General features: G+C 57.6%; 17 protein-coding genes. 2 read left to right on the top strand and 15 right to left on the bottom strand.

Features of this window, described 5'->3' with window-relative positions:
* Positions 1–248: 248 nt before the first annotated feature.
* The 7 genes from AC2FEB_RS02875 to purC all read right to left on the bottom strand — a co-directional run bounded on the left by AC2FEB_RS02875 (position 249) and on the right by purC (position 7,045).
* On the bottom strand, positions 249–1,583 hold the full coding sequence (locus AC2FEB_RS02875) for a sigma-54-dependent transcriptional regulator (protein ID WP_050603452.1): 1,335 nt from the start codon (positions 1,581–1,583) through the stop codon (positions 249–251).
* Between the two features lie 12 nt (positions 1,584–1,595).
* Entirely contained in the window at positions 1,596–3,374 is a 1,779-nt protein-coding gene (locus AC2FEB_RS02880) for a sensor histidine kinase (protein ID WP_496673028.1), read from the bottom strand.
* A 36-nt stretch (positions 3,375–3,410) separates the two neighbouring features.
* The gene (purQ, locus tag AC2FEB_RS02885; RefSeq protein WP_496673025.1) at positions 3,411–4,079 is read right to left on the bottom strand and encodes a phosphoribosylformylglycinamidine synthase subunit PurQ; all 669 of its coding nucleotides are present in this window, start codon (positions 4,077–4,079) and stop codon (positions 3,411–3,413) included.
* Positions 4,080–4,090: 11 nt separating this feature from the next.
* A complete protein-coding gene (locus AC2FEB_RS02890; protein WP_496673022.1) occupies positions 4,091–5,134 on the bottom strand; it encodes a zinc-dependent alcohol dehydrogenase family protein in 1,044 nt (347 codons plus the stop codon).
* A 4-nt stretch (positions 5,135–5,138) separates the two neighbouring features.
* Positions 5,139–5,369 carry a phosphoribosylformylglycinamidine synthase subunit PurS gene (purS, locus tag AC2FEB_RS02895; RefSeq protein ID WP_496673019.1) on the bottom strand — a complete coding sequence of 77 codons (231 nt, stop codon included), beginning with the start codon at positions 5,367–5,369 and terminating at the stop codon, positions 5,139–5,141.
* Positions 5,370–5,484: 115 nt separating this feature from the next.
* Positions 5,485–6,150 carry a MarC family protein gene (locus AC2FEB_RS02900; RefSeq protein ID WP_117869043.1) on the bottom strand — a complete coding sequence of 222 codons (666 nt, stop codon included), beginning with the start codon at positions 6,148–6,150 and terminating at the stop codon, positions 5,485–5,487.
* 139 nt (positions 6,151–6,289) lie between these two features.
* Positions 6,290–7,045: a phosphoribosylaminoimidazolesuccinocarboxamide synthase gene (gene purC, locus AC2FEB_RS02905; RefSeq protein WP_117869044.1), complete on the bottom strand. Its 756-nt coding sequence runs from the start codon at positions 7,043–7,045 to the stop codon at positions 6,290–6,292.
* Between the two features lie 187 nt (positions 7,046–7,232).
* Between purC and AC2FEB_RS02910 the strand changes: the two genes are divergently transcribed.
* The gene (locus tag AC2FEB_RS02910) at positions 7,233–7,550 is read left to right on the top strand and encodes a DUF1476 domain-containing protein (protein ID WP_117869045.1); all 318 of its coding nucleotides are present in this window, start codon (positions 7,233–7,235) and stop codon (positions 7,548–7,550) included.
* Between the two features lie 120 nt (positions 7,551–7,670).
* On the top strand, positions 7,671–8,684 hold the full coding sequence (bmt, locus tag AC2FEB_RS02915) for a betaine--homocysteine S-methyltransferase (RefSeq protein ID WP_496883833.1): 1,014 nt from the start codon (positions 7,671–7,673) through the stop codon (positions 8,682–8,684).
* An 11-nt stretch (positions 8,685–8,695) separates the two neighbouring features.
* On the opposite strand, the gene AC2FEB_RS02920 is transcribed toward bmt, so the two are convergent.
* The 8 genes from AC2FEB_RS02920 to AC2FEB_RS02955 form a co-directional block, all read right to left on the bottom strand.
* Positions 8,696–9,472, bottom strand: a complete 777-nt coding sequence (locus AC2FEB_RS02920; protein ID WP_117869047.1) for an enoyl-CoA hydratase-related protein — start codon at positions 9,470–9,472, stop codon at positions 8,696–8,698.
* A gap of 75 nt (positions 9,473–9,547) precedes the next feature.
* Entirely contained in the window at positions 9,548–10,003 is a 456-nt protein-coding gene (locus tag AC2FEB_RS02925; protein WP_117869048.1) for a cytochrome c-type biogenesis protein, read from the bottom strand.
* Positions 10,000–11,964: a heme lyase CcmF/NrfE family subunit gene (locus AC2FEB_RS02930; RefSeq protein ID WP_117872766.1), complete on the bottom strand. Its 1,965-nt coding sequence runs from the start codon at positions 11,962–11,964 to the stop codon at positions 10,000–10,002. Before AC2FEB_RS02930 ends, AC2FEB_RS02925 begins: the two co-directional genes overlap by 4 nt.
* A gap of 75 nt (positions 11,965–12,039) precedes the next feature.
* Entirely contained in the window at positions 12,040–12,618 is a 579-nt protein-coding gene (locus AC2FEB_RS02935; RefSeq protein ID WP_496883834.1) for a holin family protein, read from the bottom strand.
* Complete coding sequence (locus AC2FEB_RS02940; RefSeq protein ID WP_117869050.1) at positions 12,609–13,220, bottom strand: holin-associated N-acetylmuramidase; 612 nt, start codon at positions 13,218–13,220, stop codon at positions 12,609–12,611. Before AC2FEB_RS02940 ends, AC2FEB_RS02935 begins: the two co-directional genes overlap by 10 nt.
* 118 nt (positions 13,221–13,338) lie before the next feature.
* The gene (gene ccmE / locus AC2FEB_RS02945; protein WP_299636146.1) at positions 13,339–13,785 is read right to left on the bottom strand and encodes a cytochrome c maturation protein CcmE; all 447 of its coding nucleotides are present in this window, start codon (positions 13,783–13,785) and stop codon (positions 13,339–13,341) included.
* A gap of 7 nt (positions 13,786–13,792) precedes the next feature.
* Positions 13,793–14,821, bottom strand: coding sequence for an N-acetyl-gamma-glutamyl-phosphate reductase (argC, locus tag AC2FEB_RS02950; protein ID WP_117869052.1), 1,029 nt, complete (start codon positions 14,819–14,821; stop codon positions 13,793–13,795).
* 94 nt (positions 14,822–14,915) lie between these two features.
* The gene (locus tag AC2FEB_RS02955) at positions 14,916–15,725 is read right to left on the bottom strand and encodes a glutamate racemase (protein ID WP_117869053.1); all 810 of its coding nucleotides are present in this window, start codon (positions 15,723–15,725) and stop codon (positions 14,916–14,918) included.
* Positions 15,726–15,731: the final 6 nt, after the last annotated feature.

The following is a 15,731-nucleotide window of genomic DNA, read 5'->3' on the forward strand; positions in this document are numbered from 1 at the left end:
AATCGGTCTGCTGAACCGCGAGGTCTTGATCCTCACCAACGGATCAGCAGCGAAACTCAAAGATTCGGGACTTGTAGGCGTCAAATACACCCGGCCCGTTCGGACACAATAAAAGCAACCCTGTGGAAAAGACAATGGGCAAACTGCATTCCATCACCCAACCAGCGTGACGGATCCACTTCATCTGGCCAAAAATATCTCGGGGGAGGCGTCATAGGCGACGGGGGCAGAGCCCCCGATCGCATCGCTTAAAGATAATCCGAACGCTGGAGGCCGTATTTCGCCATCTTTTCGTTCAGCGTCCGACGCGGGAGGCACAGCTCATCCATGACAGACGCAATCGAGCCCTTGTGCCTGCGCATCGTGTTGTCGATCAGCATTCGCTCGAACGCTTCGACATATTCTTTCAACGGCTTGCCTTCGGTCGTCATCACCGGCTGCATTTCCTCATGATCCGACATCAAAAGCGACGCGATCGTGCCTGACCCACGACGCGACTGAAGCACCGCCCGTTCGGCAATATTGATCAACTGACGCACATTGCCCGGCCAGGGGGCCTGCAACAACTGCGCCGCCTCCTGCGCGCTCACCTGAGGTGCATCGCAACCATATTCCTCGGCAAACTGCTCACTGAGACGGGTGAACAGGGTCAGGATATCTTCCCCACGCTGGCGCAACGGTGGCATGGTGATGCGCAGCGCCGCCAGGCGATAGAACAGATCTGGGCGCAGCACGTCTTCCGACGTCTTGCCCGCCTCCTGCAAGTTCGAGATGGCAACGATCCGAGTCTCCGCAGGTGTGCCTTGCTCGTTCATCACGCTCAACAGCTTGGCCTGCAACGTATCGCTCAACGCTTCGACATCTTCCAGAACCAGCGTCCCGCCCCGCGCCTCTTCGATGGCAGGCAGTTGCGCATCCTCGGGCATCATCGGACCAAAGAGACGCTTGGCCAGTGCGTCTTCTTCAAGCGCAGCACAGGATACAAGGACAAATTTCTTGCCTGCACGGCTGCCAACAGCATGAAGCGCGTGTGCTACAAGGGTTTTCCCGGTTCCGGTTTCTCCGTCGATCAACACATGACCGTCGGCCTGGCCGAGATCCAAAATATCCTCACGCAGCCGCTCCATAACCGGGCTGGCACCGATCAGCTTGTTCATGATCTGCGTGCCACCGGACAGCTCGCGCCGCAGCGCACGGTTGTCCAGTGTCAGTCGGCGCGCATTGCTGGCGCGTTTGGCCAGCTCAGACATACGGTCTGGATTGAACGGTTTTTCAAGGAAATCAAACGCGCCAACCCGCATCGCCTCAACCGCCATCGGGACATCACCGTGACCGGTGATCATGATCACCGGCAGGGTACTGTCGGCTCCCATCAGCTTTTTCAGAAGCTGAATGCCATCCATACCCGGCATCTTGATATCCGAGATTACGATCCCTGGATAATCCGGACCCAGAACCTTGAGCGCATCTTCCGCGCTGGCAAAGGTTTCCGTGTCATATCCGGACAAAGCAAGCCATTGGCTGATTGACTGGCGCATGTCCTGTTCGTCATCCACAATGGCAATTTTCATGGCCTGTGCCATAGTCATTCCTCGTTATTCCGCGGCCTCGAGGCCGTCGCTTCCCAGTGCTGGCAACTGCATTTCAAACACCGCACCGCCGTATTGGCCGTTGCGCGCAGTCAACCGTCCCCCATGGTCGTTCACGATCCCTGACGAGATGGCAAGCCCCAGCCCAACTCCATCTCCGGGTTGTTTGGTGGTATAGAACGGCTCGAACAGGTTCTCGATATTCTCGATCCCATGCCCGTTGTCGCGCACCGTCAGTACAGCCGTATCACCCGCCGCCAGGATGATTTCCACATCTGGCTCTGCCATTGATTTGGTGGCGTCCAGCGCGTTTCTCAAGAGGTTGACCATAACCTGCTCGATCCGCATCCGGTCCCCCATCACCATCACCGGTTCTTCAGGCAGGATCTGAGTGATCTTGACATGGCGCTGGCGCAACTGCGGTTCCATCATCGACAAGGCAGAGGCCAGTGCTTCGCCAAGGTTTACAGGTGAAAACGCGTCCGCCCCCTTGCGGGCGTAAGATTTGAGCTGCCGCGTAATCGCCCCCATCCGTTCGATCAGACCATCGATGCGACCGAAACTTGCCAGCGCTTCTTCAGGCCGGTTTCGACGCAACAGCAGACGGGCACCGGCCAGATAGGTTTTCATTGCAGCCAGCGGTTGATTCAGCTCGTGACTGACCGCGGCTGACATCTCACCCAATGCCGCCAGTTTCGAGCTTTGGGCAAGGGTCTGTTCAGCCAAATCCAACGTCTTTTCAACCCGTTCGCGTTCAGCGATTTCCCGCTGTAGCCGGGCGTTCAATGCGCGAAGCTCTGCCGACTCGCGCTGAAACAGGGTCATGCGCAACGTCGCGCGTCGGCTCAGCGCGTAGAACGCCAGCGCCAGAAGAATCGCAAATCCCATGATCTCGAGCGCCAGAACGCTGTTCACTTTCTCGCGGATCGAGGCATAGGTCGTGAATGACGTCATTTGCCAGCCGCGGAATGGAATGCGCGTTTCCAGACGCATTACCGCCTCGCCTTGCAGGTAGGCGTCGGGTGGCAAAGCTGTCCAGTCGGTCGTTGCGCGAATGGCCCGCTGGATGGCCCCTTGGGGTGGCTGACGCAGCAGGGCCGAGCCCTCATCTAGACCTCGCCAGCGCGGCTCAGTAGACAAGATGATGGTTCCGGTGCTGTCTGTAACCATCACCGCATCAGAAATACCGGCCCAGGCCTGTTCAAACTTTTGCAGATCGACTTCGACAACAATTACGCCCAGTATTTCAGCGCTGTTTTCAAGTCGCCGTGAGTAGACAAAGCTGTACCCGCCGGATTCCTTGGGTATGACGGAAAAGATCGTCGCATTTGACCGGATCGCGTCCACGAAATACGAAGTGTTCCTGTGTGCCTCGCCCAGTTTACTCCGATCTGTCGCTGCAACCGTTCGCCCGTCACCATCCAACAACCTCAGCGACGCCGCACCGATTTCTTCGACGAAAGAAATCAATCGCTGCGTCGACAGCGAATAGTCCCTGGATTGCAACGCCGAAATCAGGGTCGGATCCCGCGCCAGCAATTGCGGCACGATGGAATTGCGCCGCAATTCGCTCAGCAAATTACCGGAATACAGCGCAAGGCGCAGCTCGGCCCGGTTGCGTGTGGATTCGGTGAACCTGTCAGTCAGCAGACGGTTGGTGACCCAAACCGTTGTGATTGTCGCCACCATCAAAACCAGAACAGCCAGCCGCAGCCGCCACCCCAATGGGGCGCCGCGAAACGGTTTCAGCAGTTTTGACCAGCCTGATCGCACGTCCGAGTTCATGGTCAGACGTTACGCGTGGGCGCGCGTGACCTCAAGTCACGCCGCTTGAAACACACCTGACAATGCGCGGAACAGCGCCGCCCCGTCGGTGCCGCCATGCCCTTGGTCCGCCGCGCGTTCGGGGTGCGGCATCATACCCAGAACACGACGGTTTTCGGAAAGGATCCCCGCGATATCACCGACCGAACCGTTGGGGTTCTCGGTATAGGTGAATGCGATCCTGTCCTGATCCCTCAACGCCGCCAGCGTCGCGTCATCTGCGAAATAGTTGCCGTCGTGATGCGCGATCGGAATACCGATCACGTCGCCCGCATTGTAGCCGCCGGTAAAAACACTGTCGCTGGTTGCGACTTTCAGGCCCACGGTCTTGCAGATGTATTTCAACCCGGCATTTCGCAACAGCGCCCCCGGCAGGATACCCGTTTCCGTGAGAACCTGAAATCCGTTGCAAATCCCCAAGGCGTAACCGCCGCGTTCGGTGTGATTGACCACGGCCTTGCAGATCGGAGATTTCGCGGCAATTGCACCACAGCGCAAATAGTCGCCATAGGAAAAACCACCTGGAACGCCTACGATATCAATGCCTTCCGGCAGCGCGGCATCTTTGTGCCAGACCATGTCGACCTGAAAACCGGCCTGCTCGAAAGCGACCGCGAGGTCTCGGTCACAGTTTGATCCGGGGAATACGATTACGGCTGCACGCATGGCGGGCCCTCCTACGAGACAAAATCGGTGACGACCGCAACACCCGGAGGAGTTGAATGGTCAAAGGCGGCAAGCTCTGTGCTCACCTGGTTCAGAGATATTTTTCGCGTGACCAATGGGCTCAGTTCAACTCCGCCGCCTGCAATCAGCGACAACAAAGAGGGATAGCGCCAGCTTGGCATTCCACGCGTTCCGAAGACAGAAAGCTGACCGGAATAAAGAACATCCATCGGCAACGCCATCTGAGTGTGGTCCCCGGCAGGCATCCCGATCTGCACCAAGCGCCCCATTTTACGCAGGGATCGCATTGCTGAAACGGTCGTCACTTCAACGCCAAGCGCCTCAATCGCAACATGAGCACCGCCACCGGTGAGATCCTTCACCGCCTGCGGCGCATCGCAGGTAGCCGCATTGACCGCCGCGTCAGCGCCCAGAGCCTTGGCATAGTTCAGTTTATCATCCGTGATATCGACAACCACGACACGAGCGCCAAGCGCCTTACCCAAAAGAAGCGTGGATATCCCTACTCCGCCGCCGCCGAAGACAGCGATCCATTCACCACCCTGAACCTTTGCCCGACCGACCAGAGCCTGCCAGGCTGTCGTCACCCGACACCCCAACGCGGCCGCGGTTTCCGGCGCAATACTGTCCGGCAATGACGTCAGGTTCGCATCGGCATGCGCCACCGCTATGTATTCCGCAAAAGCGCCGTCACAGGTGAACCCCGGTACAACCTGATCGGGGCAGATCGTCTGATGACCCTGCGCGCAATCCGGACACCGGCCGCAAGCCAGAATGAAAGGTGCGATCACCCGATCCCCGACACGCCACCGGGTGACGCGCGCGCCGACTGAAACCACCTCTCCGCAATATTCATGCCCGGGAGTGATGGGCAAGACGACGTCCGGATCCGAACCAGACCACGCGTGCCAGTCTGACCGGCACACGCCGCAGGCCAGCACCCGCACGATCACGCCGTCTTCCGCAGGTGCGGGATCCGGGATCGTCGTTACCTCAAGCGGCTGACGGGAGGTGATCAGACGCGCGGCCCGCATTCAATCAGACCAGTTCGATCTCGTAGCGTTCGATAACCGTGTTGGCCAACAGCTTTTCGCACATCTCGGTCACATCTGCTTCGGTCGCGCCGTCGGCCAGTTCAAGGTCGATGACCTTGCCCTGACGCACACCTTCGACGTGATCAAAGCCCATTGCACCCAATGCGTGCCGAACTGCTTCGCCCTGCGGGTCCAGCACCCCGTTCTTGAGCATCACATGAACCCGTGCTTTCATTTTGGCAACTCCACCTGCGGGCCGCAATCTGCGGCCCATTCCGTTGCGCGGGGGATAGCGCGCCAAATGGCATTCGACAACCCTGTTTGCAAAGCAGTTTGCCGCAGCAATCCAACTATCCGCTTTCTTTGACCAATCCCGGATAATGCGCATCAATTGCATGGAACGTGCCCGTTAGAACCATCTCGACCGCGACGGCGACCAGCAGGATTGCCATGATCCGGGTCAGGACATTGATCATTGTCTCACCCAACAGGCGCGAGATCTGATCTGCGAACAACAAACCCAGCCCCACGATCGCGCAGGCAATCAGGATCGCCGAACCCAGCGTCAAGATTTCGGCGCCGTTAGAGAGTTGGTGCGAAAAAACAATCGTAATGGCAATCGTGCCCGGCCCGATGGTCAGAGGAATGGCCAGCGGTACGACGGCGAAATTCAATTTGCGCTCATGCCCGTCGTCCATCGCAGCCTGATCGCCCGGCGGCCTGTCCTCGGCCTTCAACATCGACATCCCGATTCCGAAAATGATGATCCCGCCAGCAATCCGAAAAGACGGCACATCAATACCAAACACCCCGAGCACTTCTTCCCCGATCACAACCGCGGTCAGCGCAATAACAGTAACCGAAATCGTAACAACGACCGCAACATGCCGCCGTTCGGCCGCAGTACAGTTCTTGGTCATGCTCAGAAAGATCGGGATATTGTACAGCGGATTGAAGATTGCAAGCACGGCTGCCAGAAACTTCAGAAACACCGTCTGATCAAACAGTTCAGCCATTTGACACCCATCCTGAACCTTTTGTGACTGCACGGGGCAAACATGCTCAGGTAACGGGAGGCTGTCAAATTCAACCGCCAACGAAAAAGCGCCGCAAACACAGCCGCGGCGCTTTGGCGAGGTTCCGATCCAACCCTGCTTAGTTGATCAGCGTCGGTTTGGTGACATTGTTGCTGGGCAGGACGCCCAGTCGGCGTGCAACTTCGGAATAGGCGTCGGTCAAACTGCCCAAATCGCGGCGGAAGACGTCCTTGTCCAGTTTCTGGCCGGTTTCGATATCCCACAGGCGGCAGCTGTCGGGGCTGATTTCATCAGCAACGATCAGGCGCTGATAGTCGCCTTCGAACACGCGTCCGATCTCGATCTTGAAGTCCACCAGACGGATGCCCACCGCTAGCATCACACCGCTCATGAAGTCGTTCACCCGCAGGGCGAGGCTGAGGATATCGTCCATGTCCTGCTGGCTGGCCCAGCCAAAAGCGGCAATGTGTTCTTCGGTGACAAGCGGGTCACCCAGCGAGTCGTCCTTGTAGCAATACTCGACGATCGGTCGGGGCAGTTGGGTGCCTTCTGCGATACCCAGACGCTTGGACATCGATCCGGCGGCATAGTTGCGCACGATCACTTCCAGCGGAACGATTTCGCAGTTGCGAACCAACTGCTCACGCATGTTCAGGCGGCGAATGAAGTGGTTCGGGATGCCGATCTGGGTCAGGCCGGTCATGAAGAACTCGGACAGGCGATTGTTGAGCACCCCCTTACCGTCGATCACGTCCTTCTTTTCCGCGTTGAAGGCAGTAGCGTCATCTTTGAAATACTGAACGATCGTGCCCGGTTCAGGGCCTTCGTACAGAATCTTGGCCTTGCCTTCGTAGATTTTCTTGCGACGCGCCATAAGCGACCTTTCCACTCTGCACAGAGGGATTGAGTCCCCTCACGTTGGCGTCCTCATAGTCCAAGCACCCATTTCCCGCAAGTTCATGTACCCGAGAGGCTTTGACGCAGCGCAAATCCCTTGCGTATGGGACGTCGTATAGTCATATCATCAGGAAACAAGATGTAACCCAAGAGGTCCTTACCCTATGACCACGTTCGACGAACGCGAAAACGCCTTTGAAGCCAAGTTTGCCCATGATGAAGAGATGCAGTTCAAGGCGCAGGCCCGCTGCAACAAACTTCTGGGTCTGTGGGCCGCAGAAAAGCTTGGTAAAACTGGTGCAGATGCAGAGGAATATGCAAGGACGGTTGTAATTTCAGACTTTGAGGAAGCCGGACACGAAGATGTCGTACGCAAGGTTTCGGGCGATCTCGGAAACCTGTCCTCGGACGACGAAATCCGCGCAAAAATGGCCGATCTTCTGCCGGAAGCCAAGGCGCAGGTCCTGAGCGAGAAAGGCTGAACCTCAGGTGCCTGACTCATGATCTTCATGAGTTTTATGAATTTGATTTGACGCCTTGGTCATGAGACACGGGGCGTCTCTTTTTTAACGGCGTTTTGCGCCTTTTTCTGGATCAACCCTATGACAAACGCGCTGAGCAAGCTTCTGGAAACCAATGACGCCATTCTGGCCGATGGTGCAACAGGGACGAACCTGTTCAACATGGGCCTGCAGTCTGGTGACGCTCCTGAACTTTGGAACGTGGATGCTCCGGGCAAGATCCGGGCGCTGTATCAGGGTTCGGTTGATGCAGGCAGCGACCTGTTCCTGACCAACACATTCGGCGGCACATCGGCACGGCTGAAACTGCACGACGCGCAAAATCGCGTGGGAGAGTTGAACCGCATCGGTGCAGAGCTGGGACGTGAAGTCGCCGACAAAGCCGGACGACCTGTCATTGTTGCAGGATCGGTCGGCCCAACCGGAGAAATCATGGAACCGGTCGGCAGCCTGTCGCACGCCGAAGCAGTGGAAATGTTCCACGAACAGGCTGAAGCGCTGAAAGAAGGTGGCGTGGATATTCTGTGGGTGGAAACCATCAGCGCACCCGAAGAGTTCCGCGCCGCTGCCGAAGCCTTTGCCCTGACCGACATGCCCTGGTGCGGCACGATGAGCTTTGACACGGCCGGTCGCACGATGATGGGTGTGACATCAGCCGATCTGGCCCAACTGGTCGAAACCTTGCCGAATCCGCCTATCGCGTTTGGCGCCAATTGCGGCACTGGCGCATCTGACATTCTGCGCACCGTTCTGGGTTTTGCCGCGCAAGGGACTGAGCGCCCACTGATCTCGAAGGGCAACGCAGGCATTCCAAAATACGTGGATGGTCACATCCACTATGACGGCACGCCCGAGCTGATGGGGCAGTATGCCGCCATGGCGCGGGATGCCGGCGCGACTATCATTGGCGGGTGCTGCGGAACCATGCCCGATCACCTGCGCAAGATGCGTGAAGCGTTGGACACCACGCCTCGTGGCGAACGCCCGACTCTCGATCAGATTGCTGATGCTCTGGGTCCGTTCACATCCGCCTCGGACGGGACGGATGACGATGCGGCACCGGAACGCCGCACACGCCGCCGCCGCCGCGCATGATACCAGCCTGATCAGCGCCCTTCGAATTTCGGAGGGCGTTTTTCCATGAAGGCCACCACGCCTTCGGCGAAATCTCTGGAGCGGCCACATTTGCCTTGCAGGTGCGCCTCGGTCTCAAGCTGCTGTTGCAGGGTGTTTTCGTAGGTTCCGCGAATGGCCCGCTTGATCGCGTCATAGGCCGCCGTGGGACCTTTCGCCAGATACTCTGCCCTTTTGCGCCAATGGTCGACAAATACGTCATCCGGCACGGCTTCCCAGATCATGCCCCATTCATCCGCCTGCTTTGCAGTGATCTTGTCTGCAAACAAGGCCGCGCCCATTGCTTTGGCCAGCCCCATCTGGCGAGGCATGAACCATGTTCCCCCAGCATCAGGAAGCAGGCCGATACGTGCAAATGCCTGCAGGAAATAGGCGCTTTCCGTCGCAATTACCACGTCGGCACAGAGGGCGAGGTTGGCGCCTGCCCCGGCTGCCGGTCCGTTAACCGCGGCAATCGTGGGCACCGGGCAATTGTGGATCGTGTCCAACATCGGTTCATATTCATCGCGCAACGACCGTTCCAGATCGATCTTGCCGGTTGACGACGCATCACCCAGGTCCTGCCCCGAACAAAACGCAGGACCAGCACCGGTGATAACTATACAGCGGGCCTTGACCGCTGCGTCTTTCATGGCGTGAGTAATCTCTGCCCGCATCTGAGTGGTCAGTGCGTTCATCTTGTCCGGCCTGTTCAGTGTCAGAACTGCCAGACTGTCTGTAATATCCAAAGCAACCGTTTCGTAATTCATGAAAACCCTCCCGTCGCGCCAAGTGTTTTTGCACACTTACTGGCCCTGACGGAACGGGAAAAGCGGAACCACGCGTCAGTCTTCAAGAATTTGACGCAGACGTTCTTTTTCGTCGTCGCTCAACGCCGCGGAGTCAACCGAAGCATGAGCCTTGGCCCGGGCTCGGAGAAAGTTCAGCCCAACCACAGCAGCGATCAACAGCATGATGGGCCCTGCCAACCACAAAAGCAGGTTCGAGCCGCTGGTGGTCGGCTTCAGAAGGACGTATTCGCCAAACCGATCTACGATAAACGCGATGGCCTGTTCGTCCGTATCCCCTGCGACCAACCGTTCCCGCAGCAGCAGACGCAGGTCTCGGGCCAGATCTGCGTTGCTTTCGTCAATGCTTTCATTGCGACACACAAGGCAACGCAATCCGGCGCTGAGATCGCGTGCCCGTTGTTCCAGAACAGGGTCATCCAGTACTTCGTCAGGCTGAACCGCAAAGACAGGTGATGCGAGCATCATCAGAATCAGAACAAGGCGTTTCATTCCGCAGGTACTCCGCCAACCGGGGTTTTTCTGGCACCTGCGGCCACGCGGAACCGCCTGTCACACAGGCTCAGGACACCGCCGAGCGCCATCAGGATACATCCACCCCAGATCCAGTTTGCCAGCGGCTTGATATAGGTTCGCATGACCCAGCCGCCATCTGCCTGTTGATCGCCGATCACGACATAGAGATCCCCAAGGAAACGATAATCGATCGCGGCTTCTGTCGTGGGCATTCGCGCAACGGGGTAATCCCGTTTTTCGGGATGCAATGTCCCGATCGGGCGGCCATTCTTTTCAATCAGAACATCCGCCGTGGTCGAGAAATAGTTCGGCCCCTCAACCCGACGGACGTCTTGCAGCGTCAGTGTGAACTGCCCGACTTCGAAAGGTTGTTTGAGCTGAGCGACGCGAATATCCTCGTCCTCCCACGCCGTCAGGCCGGCAATGGCAAAGATAGTGACCCCCAGTCCGGTATGAGCGACGGCTTTGCCCCAATCCGCGCCCGGCAGACGGAACAAGCGTTTCAGACTGCCGTTGCGACCTGTACGGCTCCACAAATCAACTGTGGCGCCAAACGTAATCCACGCCCCAAGGAACAGACCCACTGGCCCCAAAGCGCTGCGCCCGGTCTGCATCGCCCAAACCAACAAGGAAATCGCCAGAGCCAGACCAAAGGCATAACGCAGGGACCAAGCTGTCTTTCCAATCCGCCCGCGTTTCCACGGCAGCATCGATCCAATCGGCAGAATTAATCCCAGCAGTACCATGAACGGTGAAAAAGCAGCATTGAAAAACGGAGCCCCGACCGAGAGTTTTCGATCAAACATCATCTCGGCCAACATCGGCCACATGGTGCCGACAAAAACCACGAAACAACTGACCGCCAACAACACGTTGTTCACGATCAGCGCGCTTTCACGGCTGACCATGCCGAAGACACCCTTGGCCTCCATAGCCTGCGCCCGTGCTGCAAACAAGGTCAGCGCGCCACCGATAAAGATCACCAGAATGATCAGAATAAAGACACCACGCTCGGGATCATTGGCAAAGGCGTGAACCGACGTCAGCAGCCCTGAACGAACGATGAATGTCCCGATCAACGAAAACCCGAATGCAATGATCGCCAGCAGGATGGTCCAGCTTTTCAGCGCCTCGCGCTTTTCCACAACGATTGCGGAATGCAGCAGCGCCGCCGCCAGAAGCCACGGCATGAACGAAGCGTTCTCAACCGGGTCCCAGAACCAGAAACCGCCCCAGCCCAGCTCATAATAGGCCCACCAGGACCCCAGCGCGATACCTATGGTCAGAAAGACCCAGGCAGCCAGCGTCCATGGGCGAACCCATCGCCCCCAGGCCGCATCGATACGCCCTTCGATCAGTGCCGCGATGGCAAAGCTGAAAGCCATGCTCAGACCCACATAGCCGAGATACAGAAACGGCGGGTGGAAAGCCAAACCGGGATCCTGCAGGAGAGGGTTCAGATCGCGACCGTCGAATGGTGCTATTGCCAGCCGGTCAAACGGGTTCGAAGTTAACAGAATGAATGCGAAAAACGCGACTGCGATGGATGATTGTACCGCCAGCACACGCGCCTTCAGGCTTGGTGGCAACCCGCCCCCGAAGAAAGCTGCCATCGCTCCGAACAGAGTGACAATCAGCACCCACAGCAGCATCGACCCCTCGTGGTTTCCCCACGTCCCGCTGATCTTGTAAAGCATAGGCTTTGCTGAATGACTGTTTTCGACCACGATCCGCAGCGAAAAATCCGACATTATGAAAGCCCAGATCAGCGCACCGAAGGAAAACGCAGTTAGCAGGAACTGGACGATGGCAGCAGGCTCTGCAAACGCCATCCAGCCGGTCCAGTTTTTTGAAGCGCCGATCAAAGGCACCACGCTTTGCACGATGGCAACGAAAAAGGCGAGGATAAGGGCGAAGTGGCCGAGCTCTGTAATCATGTCCCGGAATATACTCCGAGGCCGAACCGGGGGCCATTAACTTTCGCATGATCCGGGGGCACATAGTGTCGCGGGTCAGCGCCCCCGAAGCCTGCGCCAATCGTTCAGTGCAGGGTTCGCGTCGAGATGTGAGGCGTTCTGTATCAGGTTGGCATCGGGGCCAGGGTCGGCGACGCCCGGACTGTCGCTGCGCATGGCCCGTACCGTTTCTATGTTTCCCATGACCGTCGGCAAGCGCTGCATCGCTGCACCTATATCCCGCTGAAAATCCTGCATTTTGATCTGATGGCGCGCACCGAAATAGAAAGACACAATCACGCCCAGCAACCACCAAAGAGGTTCCGGCACCAGTGCAATGCCCTGCATACGTTCGGCAAACCACAGTGGATTTACCATTGCGGCAACGAACAATCCCAGCGTTCCAAGTGCCAAAGCCGGGCGCGGCAACCGGTTGACACCATCCATGACGCGGTCGAACAGGCCTTTCTCAGCAACCTGAAACTCTCCGCCAAACTGCGTCATGGCCTGGCTTTGCAACTCTGTTGTTCTCTGAGCACGAGACTCAGCGTTTTCCCGGTATATTTCAACCGTTTCACGCACAGCGTTGCGACCGCCCCCGAACAACAGCGCCAATACTCCCGAAATCAGCCCCATGCCGAAACCCTTTCGTTGAATTCACTTTCTGACAAACGATAGCGCGGCGACAGAAACTCTTCGGCCCTTTTGATCCAGCCGCCTTTGACCCCGGACCGGGTGCGCGCGTATTTTCTGGATGCCGGGCGTTTGTCGGCGAGCCGAAAGTAATAGTTCCGCCGCGCCACGCCGTACGCATCGCGCAGCGCATTGGGATCAGGCTGTGCCGCCTCTTCGCACGCCTGCGCCGTTTGCACGCCGATCACGCCATCTGCCACAACTTCAAACCCCATTTCGCGCAATAGCCGTTGCAGAATTTTCACCGCCTGTGCACCCGCATTCACATACATATCGAAGACAGAAGCATGCAGAACCTCTGGCAGCAGCGCGATACGCGGTTTTTCAAAGTAGTGCTGAACAAAGATATCGACTGCCTCGCGTTGAGTAAGCGCCCGAACGTCCATTTCGTCAACCAGCCCATCCCCGGTCAGATCCAATCCAAGCCTGCGCATAGTATGGATCGTGACACCAAACTTGGTTGTCCCGCCCGGATCGTCCGGGTCGCTTACGAACCCGCCTTCCCGATGCACAATTTCTTTGGCAATCTGCCGAACCGTTTGCATGGCGCCCTCATTTCGTTGAATGGCGCTGACGATCCTGAAAAAGGATTAACAAGCTCGAATGATTAAGGGCGCTGCCCGCATCCCGCGCGCAACGCCCTCAATACGAAATCCGGTTGGATCAGCTGTCTTCGGCCTCTTTGTATACACCCTGTTCCTTCAACGCGTCCACGACTTCCTTAGGCATGTAAGTCTCGTCATGTTTTGCAAGAATTTCAGTGGCTTCAAACACGCCGTTCACGTAGCTTCCGGTGCCCACCATACCCTGATTTTCAGAGAACAGGTCAGGCAGGACGCCGGTAAAAGAAACCTTGACGCTTTCGCCGCCATCGGTAACGACAAAGCGCACGGTTTCACCCTGCCCACGGATGATCGAACCTTCTTCGACCAGGCCGCCAATCCGAAAGACCTCGGTCGGTTTGGGTGGTTCGGCAATCACCTGGCTTGGCGAGCGGAAAAAGTTAATTCCATCGCGCATGGCATACCCAATCAATGCCGTCGACGCCACCAAGGCAACGACAGCTACCAGAATGACTTGTACTCGGCGACGTTTCTTGAGCGTTTTCATACCATCCTCACGGGAATAACGGAGCCATCATCAGGCCTTGGGTTTCAATCTCACCTAACATCAGGTTGGCGTTCTGCAAGGCTTGGCCGCTGCTACCTTTTGTCAGGTTATCCAGCGCCGCGATCACGATCGCGCGCCGTTCGATCCGATCTGCCACAACACCGACATGACAGAAGTTGGACCCGCGCACATGGTGGGTCGACGGTGTCTCGCCCATTGGCAGCATCTGAATGAAAGGCTCGTCCGCGTACGCCTTTGCAAGCGTTTCATAGATGCTCAGCGGGTCGCCTTTTACGTATGTCGTGGCCAGAATGCCCCGGTTTGCAGGGATAAGGTGCGGTGTGAACTGCACATGAACCGTACGCCCGGCCAGTTTGGAAAACTCCTGATCGAATTCGCCCAGATGCCTGTGGGTCCCGCCGACGGCATAGGCATTGGCGCCCTCGCTCAGTTCGGCGTGCAGCAGGTTTTCTTTCAGCGACCGCCCTGCCCCGGAAACAGCGCATTTCAGATCCAGCACGATATCGTCCAGATCAATCACTCCGGCAGAAATCAGCGGCCGAAGAACGTATTGCCCGGTTGCCGCATTGCACCCCGTGCCCGCCACCAGTCGCGCGTCCCGGATTTCGTCGCGATAGAACTCGGTCAGGCCATAAACGGCCTCTTCCTGCTGCTCGAGCGCGGTATGCGGGTTTCCGTACCACTTTTCATATTCGTCCGGGTCAGTCAGCCGGAAATCAGCAGACAGGTCGATGATCTTCAGATCCTTAGGCAGCGCACTGATCACTTCCTGACTGGTCTTGTGCGGAAGGGCACAAAAACACAGAGCGATCCGGGAAAAATCGATCTCGGAAATCTTGCACAGATCCGGCAGGTCCATGTGGCGCAGATGGGGGAAAACCTGCGCCATTGTCATTCCCGCCTTCCGTTCAGCGGCCAGCGCAACGATATCCATGTTCGGGTGTTCAGCGATCAGCCGCACCAGTTCCGCGCCGGTATAGCCCGAGGCGCCCAGAATTGCGATTTTATGGGTCATGTCAGACCTCTTCTCAACGTGTGTCACATGTTACGACCGCCGATGCGACGGCCTTGAAATAAAGAAAGCAGAACGGCCGCGTCCTTGACCTAAGTCAGGCGGCCTCGAATGTGATTTGTCGTCGGAGGAACTGGGTCGCCCGATCGCTCACCACATTGGGTTTCCCCGTTGTCAGGAATCCTCCCGGGCCGTTACCCAACATGTTGGGGTGGCGACGCAGGTAATCCGCAAGGCTTTCAGCAACCAGCGCTCCCTGGCTGTAGACCTGTACGTCAGGTCCCAATGCCGCCTGAAATGCTTCGGCCATCAGCGGGTAATGCGTACAGCCCAGAATGGCTGCCTGCGGTTCGGGCATCTTGCGTTTGAGAGCATCCACATGGCTGCGCACCAGCGCCTCGGCCAGGATCATGTCACCGTCTTCAATGGCATCCACAACGCCACCACATGCCTGCGCCTCGACATCCACGCCAATTGCCCGGAACGCCAGCTCGCGCTGAAAGGCCCGGCTGGATACAGTCGCGGGCGTGGCGAACAAGGCGACATGCTTGACCGCCACTTCGCGTGGTGGGGAATTGTCGCCCCATTGCCGTTCGGTCAGGGCTTCGATCAATGGAACAAAGACACCGAGAACCCTTTTGCCGTCGGGCACGCCTTCTTCCTGCATCCGACGCAGCGCCGCCGCACTGGCGGTGTTGCAAGCCAGAATCACCAGATTGCAGCCGCGATCCCAAAGGTCCTGCACGGCCTTTCGGGTCAGCTGATAGATGTCCTCGGCATCGCGCACACCGTACGGGGCATGCGCGCTGTCCGCGTAATACAGGAAATCAACGTCAGGCAGACGTGTCTGCGCGACGCTCAGGACGGTAAGACCGCCCAATCCGGAATCAAAGATACCTACTGCCATTAGCCC

This window comes from Ruegeria sp. YTSC106, from assembly GCF_059609765.1.

Excerpts from the sequence above, each read along its gene's own strand:
- AC2FEB_RS02875 (WP_050603452.1), bottom strand. The coding sequence starts at position 1,583 with ATGGCACAGGCCATGAAAATTGCCATTGTGGATGACGAACAGGACATG.
- AC2FEB_RS02880 (WP_496673028.1), bottom strand. The coding sequence starts at position 3,374 with ATGAACTCGGACGTGCGATCAGGCTGGTCAAAACTGCTGAAACCGTTT.
- purQ (WP_496673025.1), bottom strand. The coding sequence starts at position 4,079 with ATGCGTGCAGCCGTAATCGTATTCCCCGGATCAAACTGTGACCGAGAC.
- AC2FEB_RS02890 (WP_496673022.1), bottom strand. The coding sequence starts at position 5,134 with ATGCGGGCCGCGCGTCTGATCACCTCCCGTCAGCCGCTTGAGGTAACG.
- purS (WP_496673019.1), bottom strand. The coding sequence starts at position 5,369 with ATGAAAGCACGGGTTCATGTGATGCTCAAGAACGGGGTGCTGGACCCG.
- AC2FEB_RS02900 (WP_117869043.1), bottom strand. The coding sequence starts at position 6,150 with ATGGCTGAACTGTTTGATCAGACGGTGTTTCTGAAGTTTCTGGCAGCC.
- purC (WP_117869044.1), bottom strand. The coding sequence starts at position 7,045 with ATGGCGCGTCGCAAGAAAATCTACGAAGGCAAGGCCAAGATTCTGTAC.
- AC2FEB_RS02910 (WP_117869045.1), top strand. The coding sequence starts at position 7,233 with ATGACCACGTTCGACGAACGCGAAAACGCCTTTGAAGCCAAGTTTGCC.
- bmt (WP_496883833.1), top strand. The coding sequence starts at position 7,671 with ATGACAAACGCGCTGAGCAAGCTTCTGGAAACCAATGACGCCATTCTG.
- AC2FEB_RS02920 (WP_117869047.1), bottom strand. The coding sequence starts at position 9,472 with ATGAATTACGAAACGGTTGCTTTGGATATTACAGACAGTCTGGCAGTT.
- AC2FEB_RS02925 (WP_117869048.1), bottom strand. The coding sequence starts at position 10,003 with ATGAAACGCCTTGTTCTGATTCTGATGATGCTCGCATCACCTGTCTTT.
- AC2FEB_RS02930 (WP_117872766.1), bottom strand. The coding sequence starts at position 11,964 with ATGATTACAGAGCTCGGCCACTTCGCCCTTATCCTCGCCTTTTTCGTT.
- AC2FEB_RS02935 (WP_496883834.1), bottom strand. The coding sequence starts at position 12,618 with ATGGGGCTGATTTCGGGAGTATTGGCGCTGTTGTTCGGGGGCGGTCGC.
- AC2FEB_RS02940 (WP_117869050.1), bottom strand. The coding sequence starts at position 13,220 with ATGCAAACGGTTCGGCAGATTGCCAAAGAAATTGTGCATCGGGAAGGC.
- ccmE (WP_299636146.1), bottom strand. The coding sequence starts at position 13,785 with ATGAAAACGCTCAAGAAACGTCGCCGAGTACAAGTCATTCTGGTAGCT.
- argC (WP_117869052.1), bottom strand. The coding sequence starts at position 14,821 with ATGACCCATAAAATCGCAATTCTGGGCGCCTCGGGCTATACCGGCGCG.
- AC2FEB_RS02955 (WP_117869053.1), bottom strand. The coding sequence starts at position 15,725 with ATGGCAGTAGGTATCTTTGATTCCGGATTGGGCGGTCTTACCGTCCTG.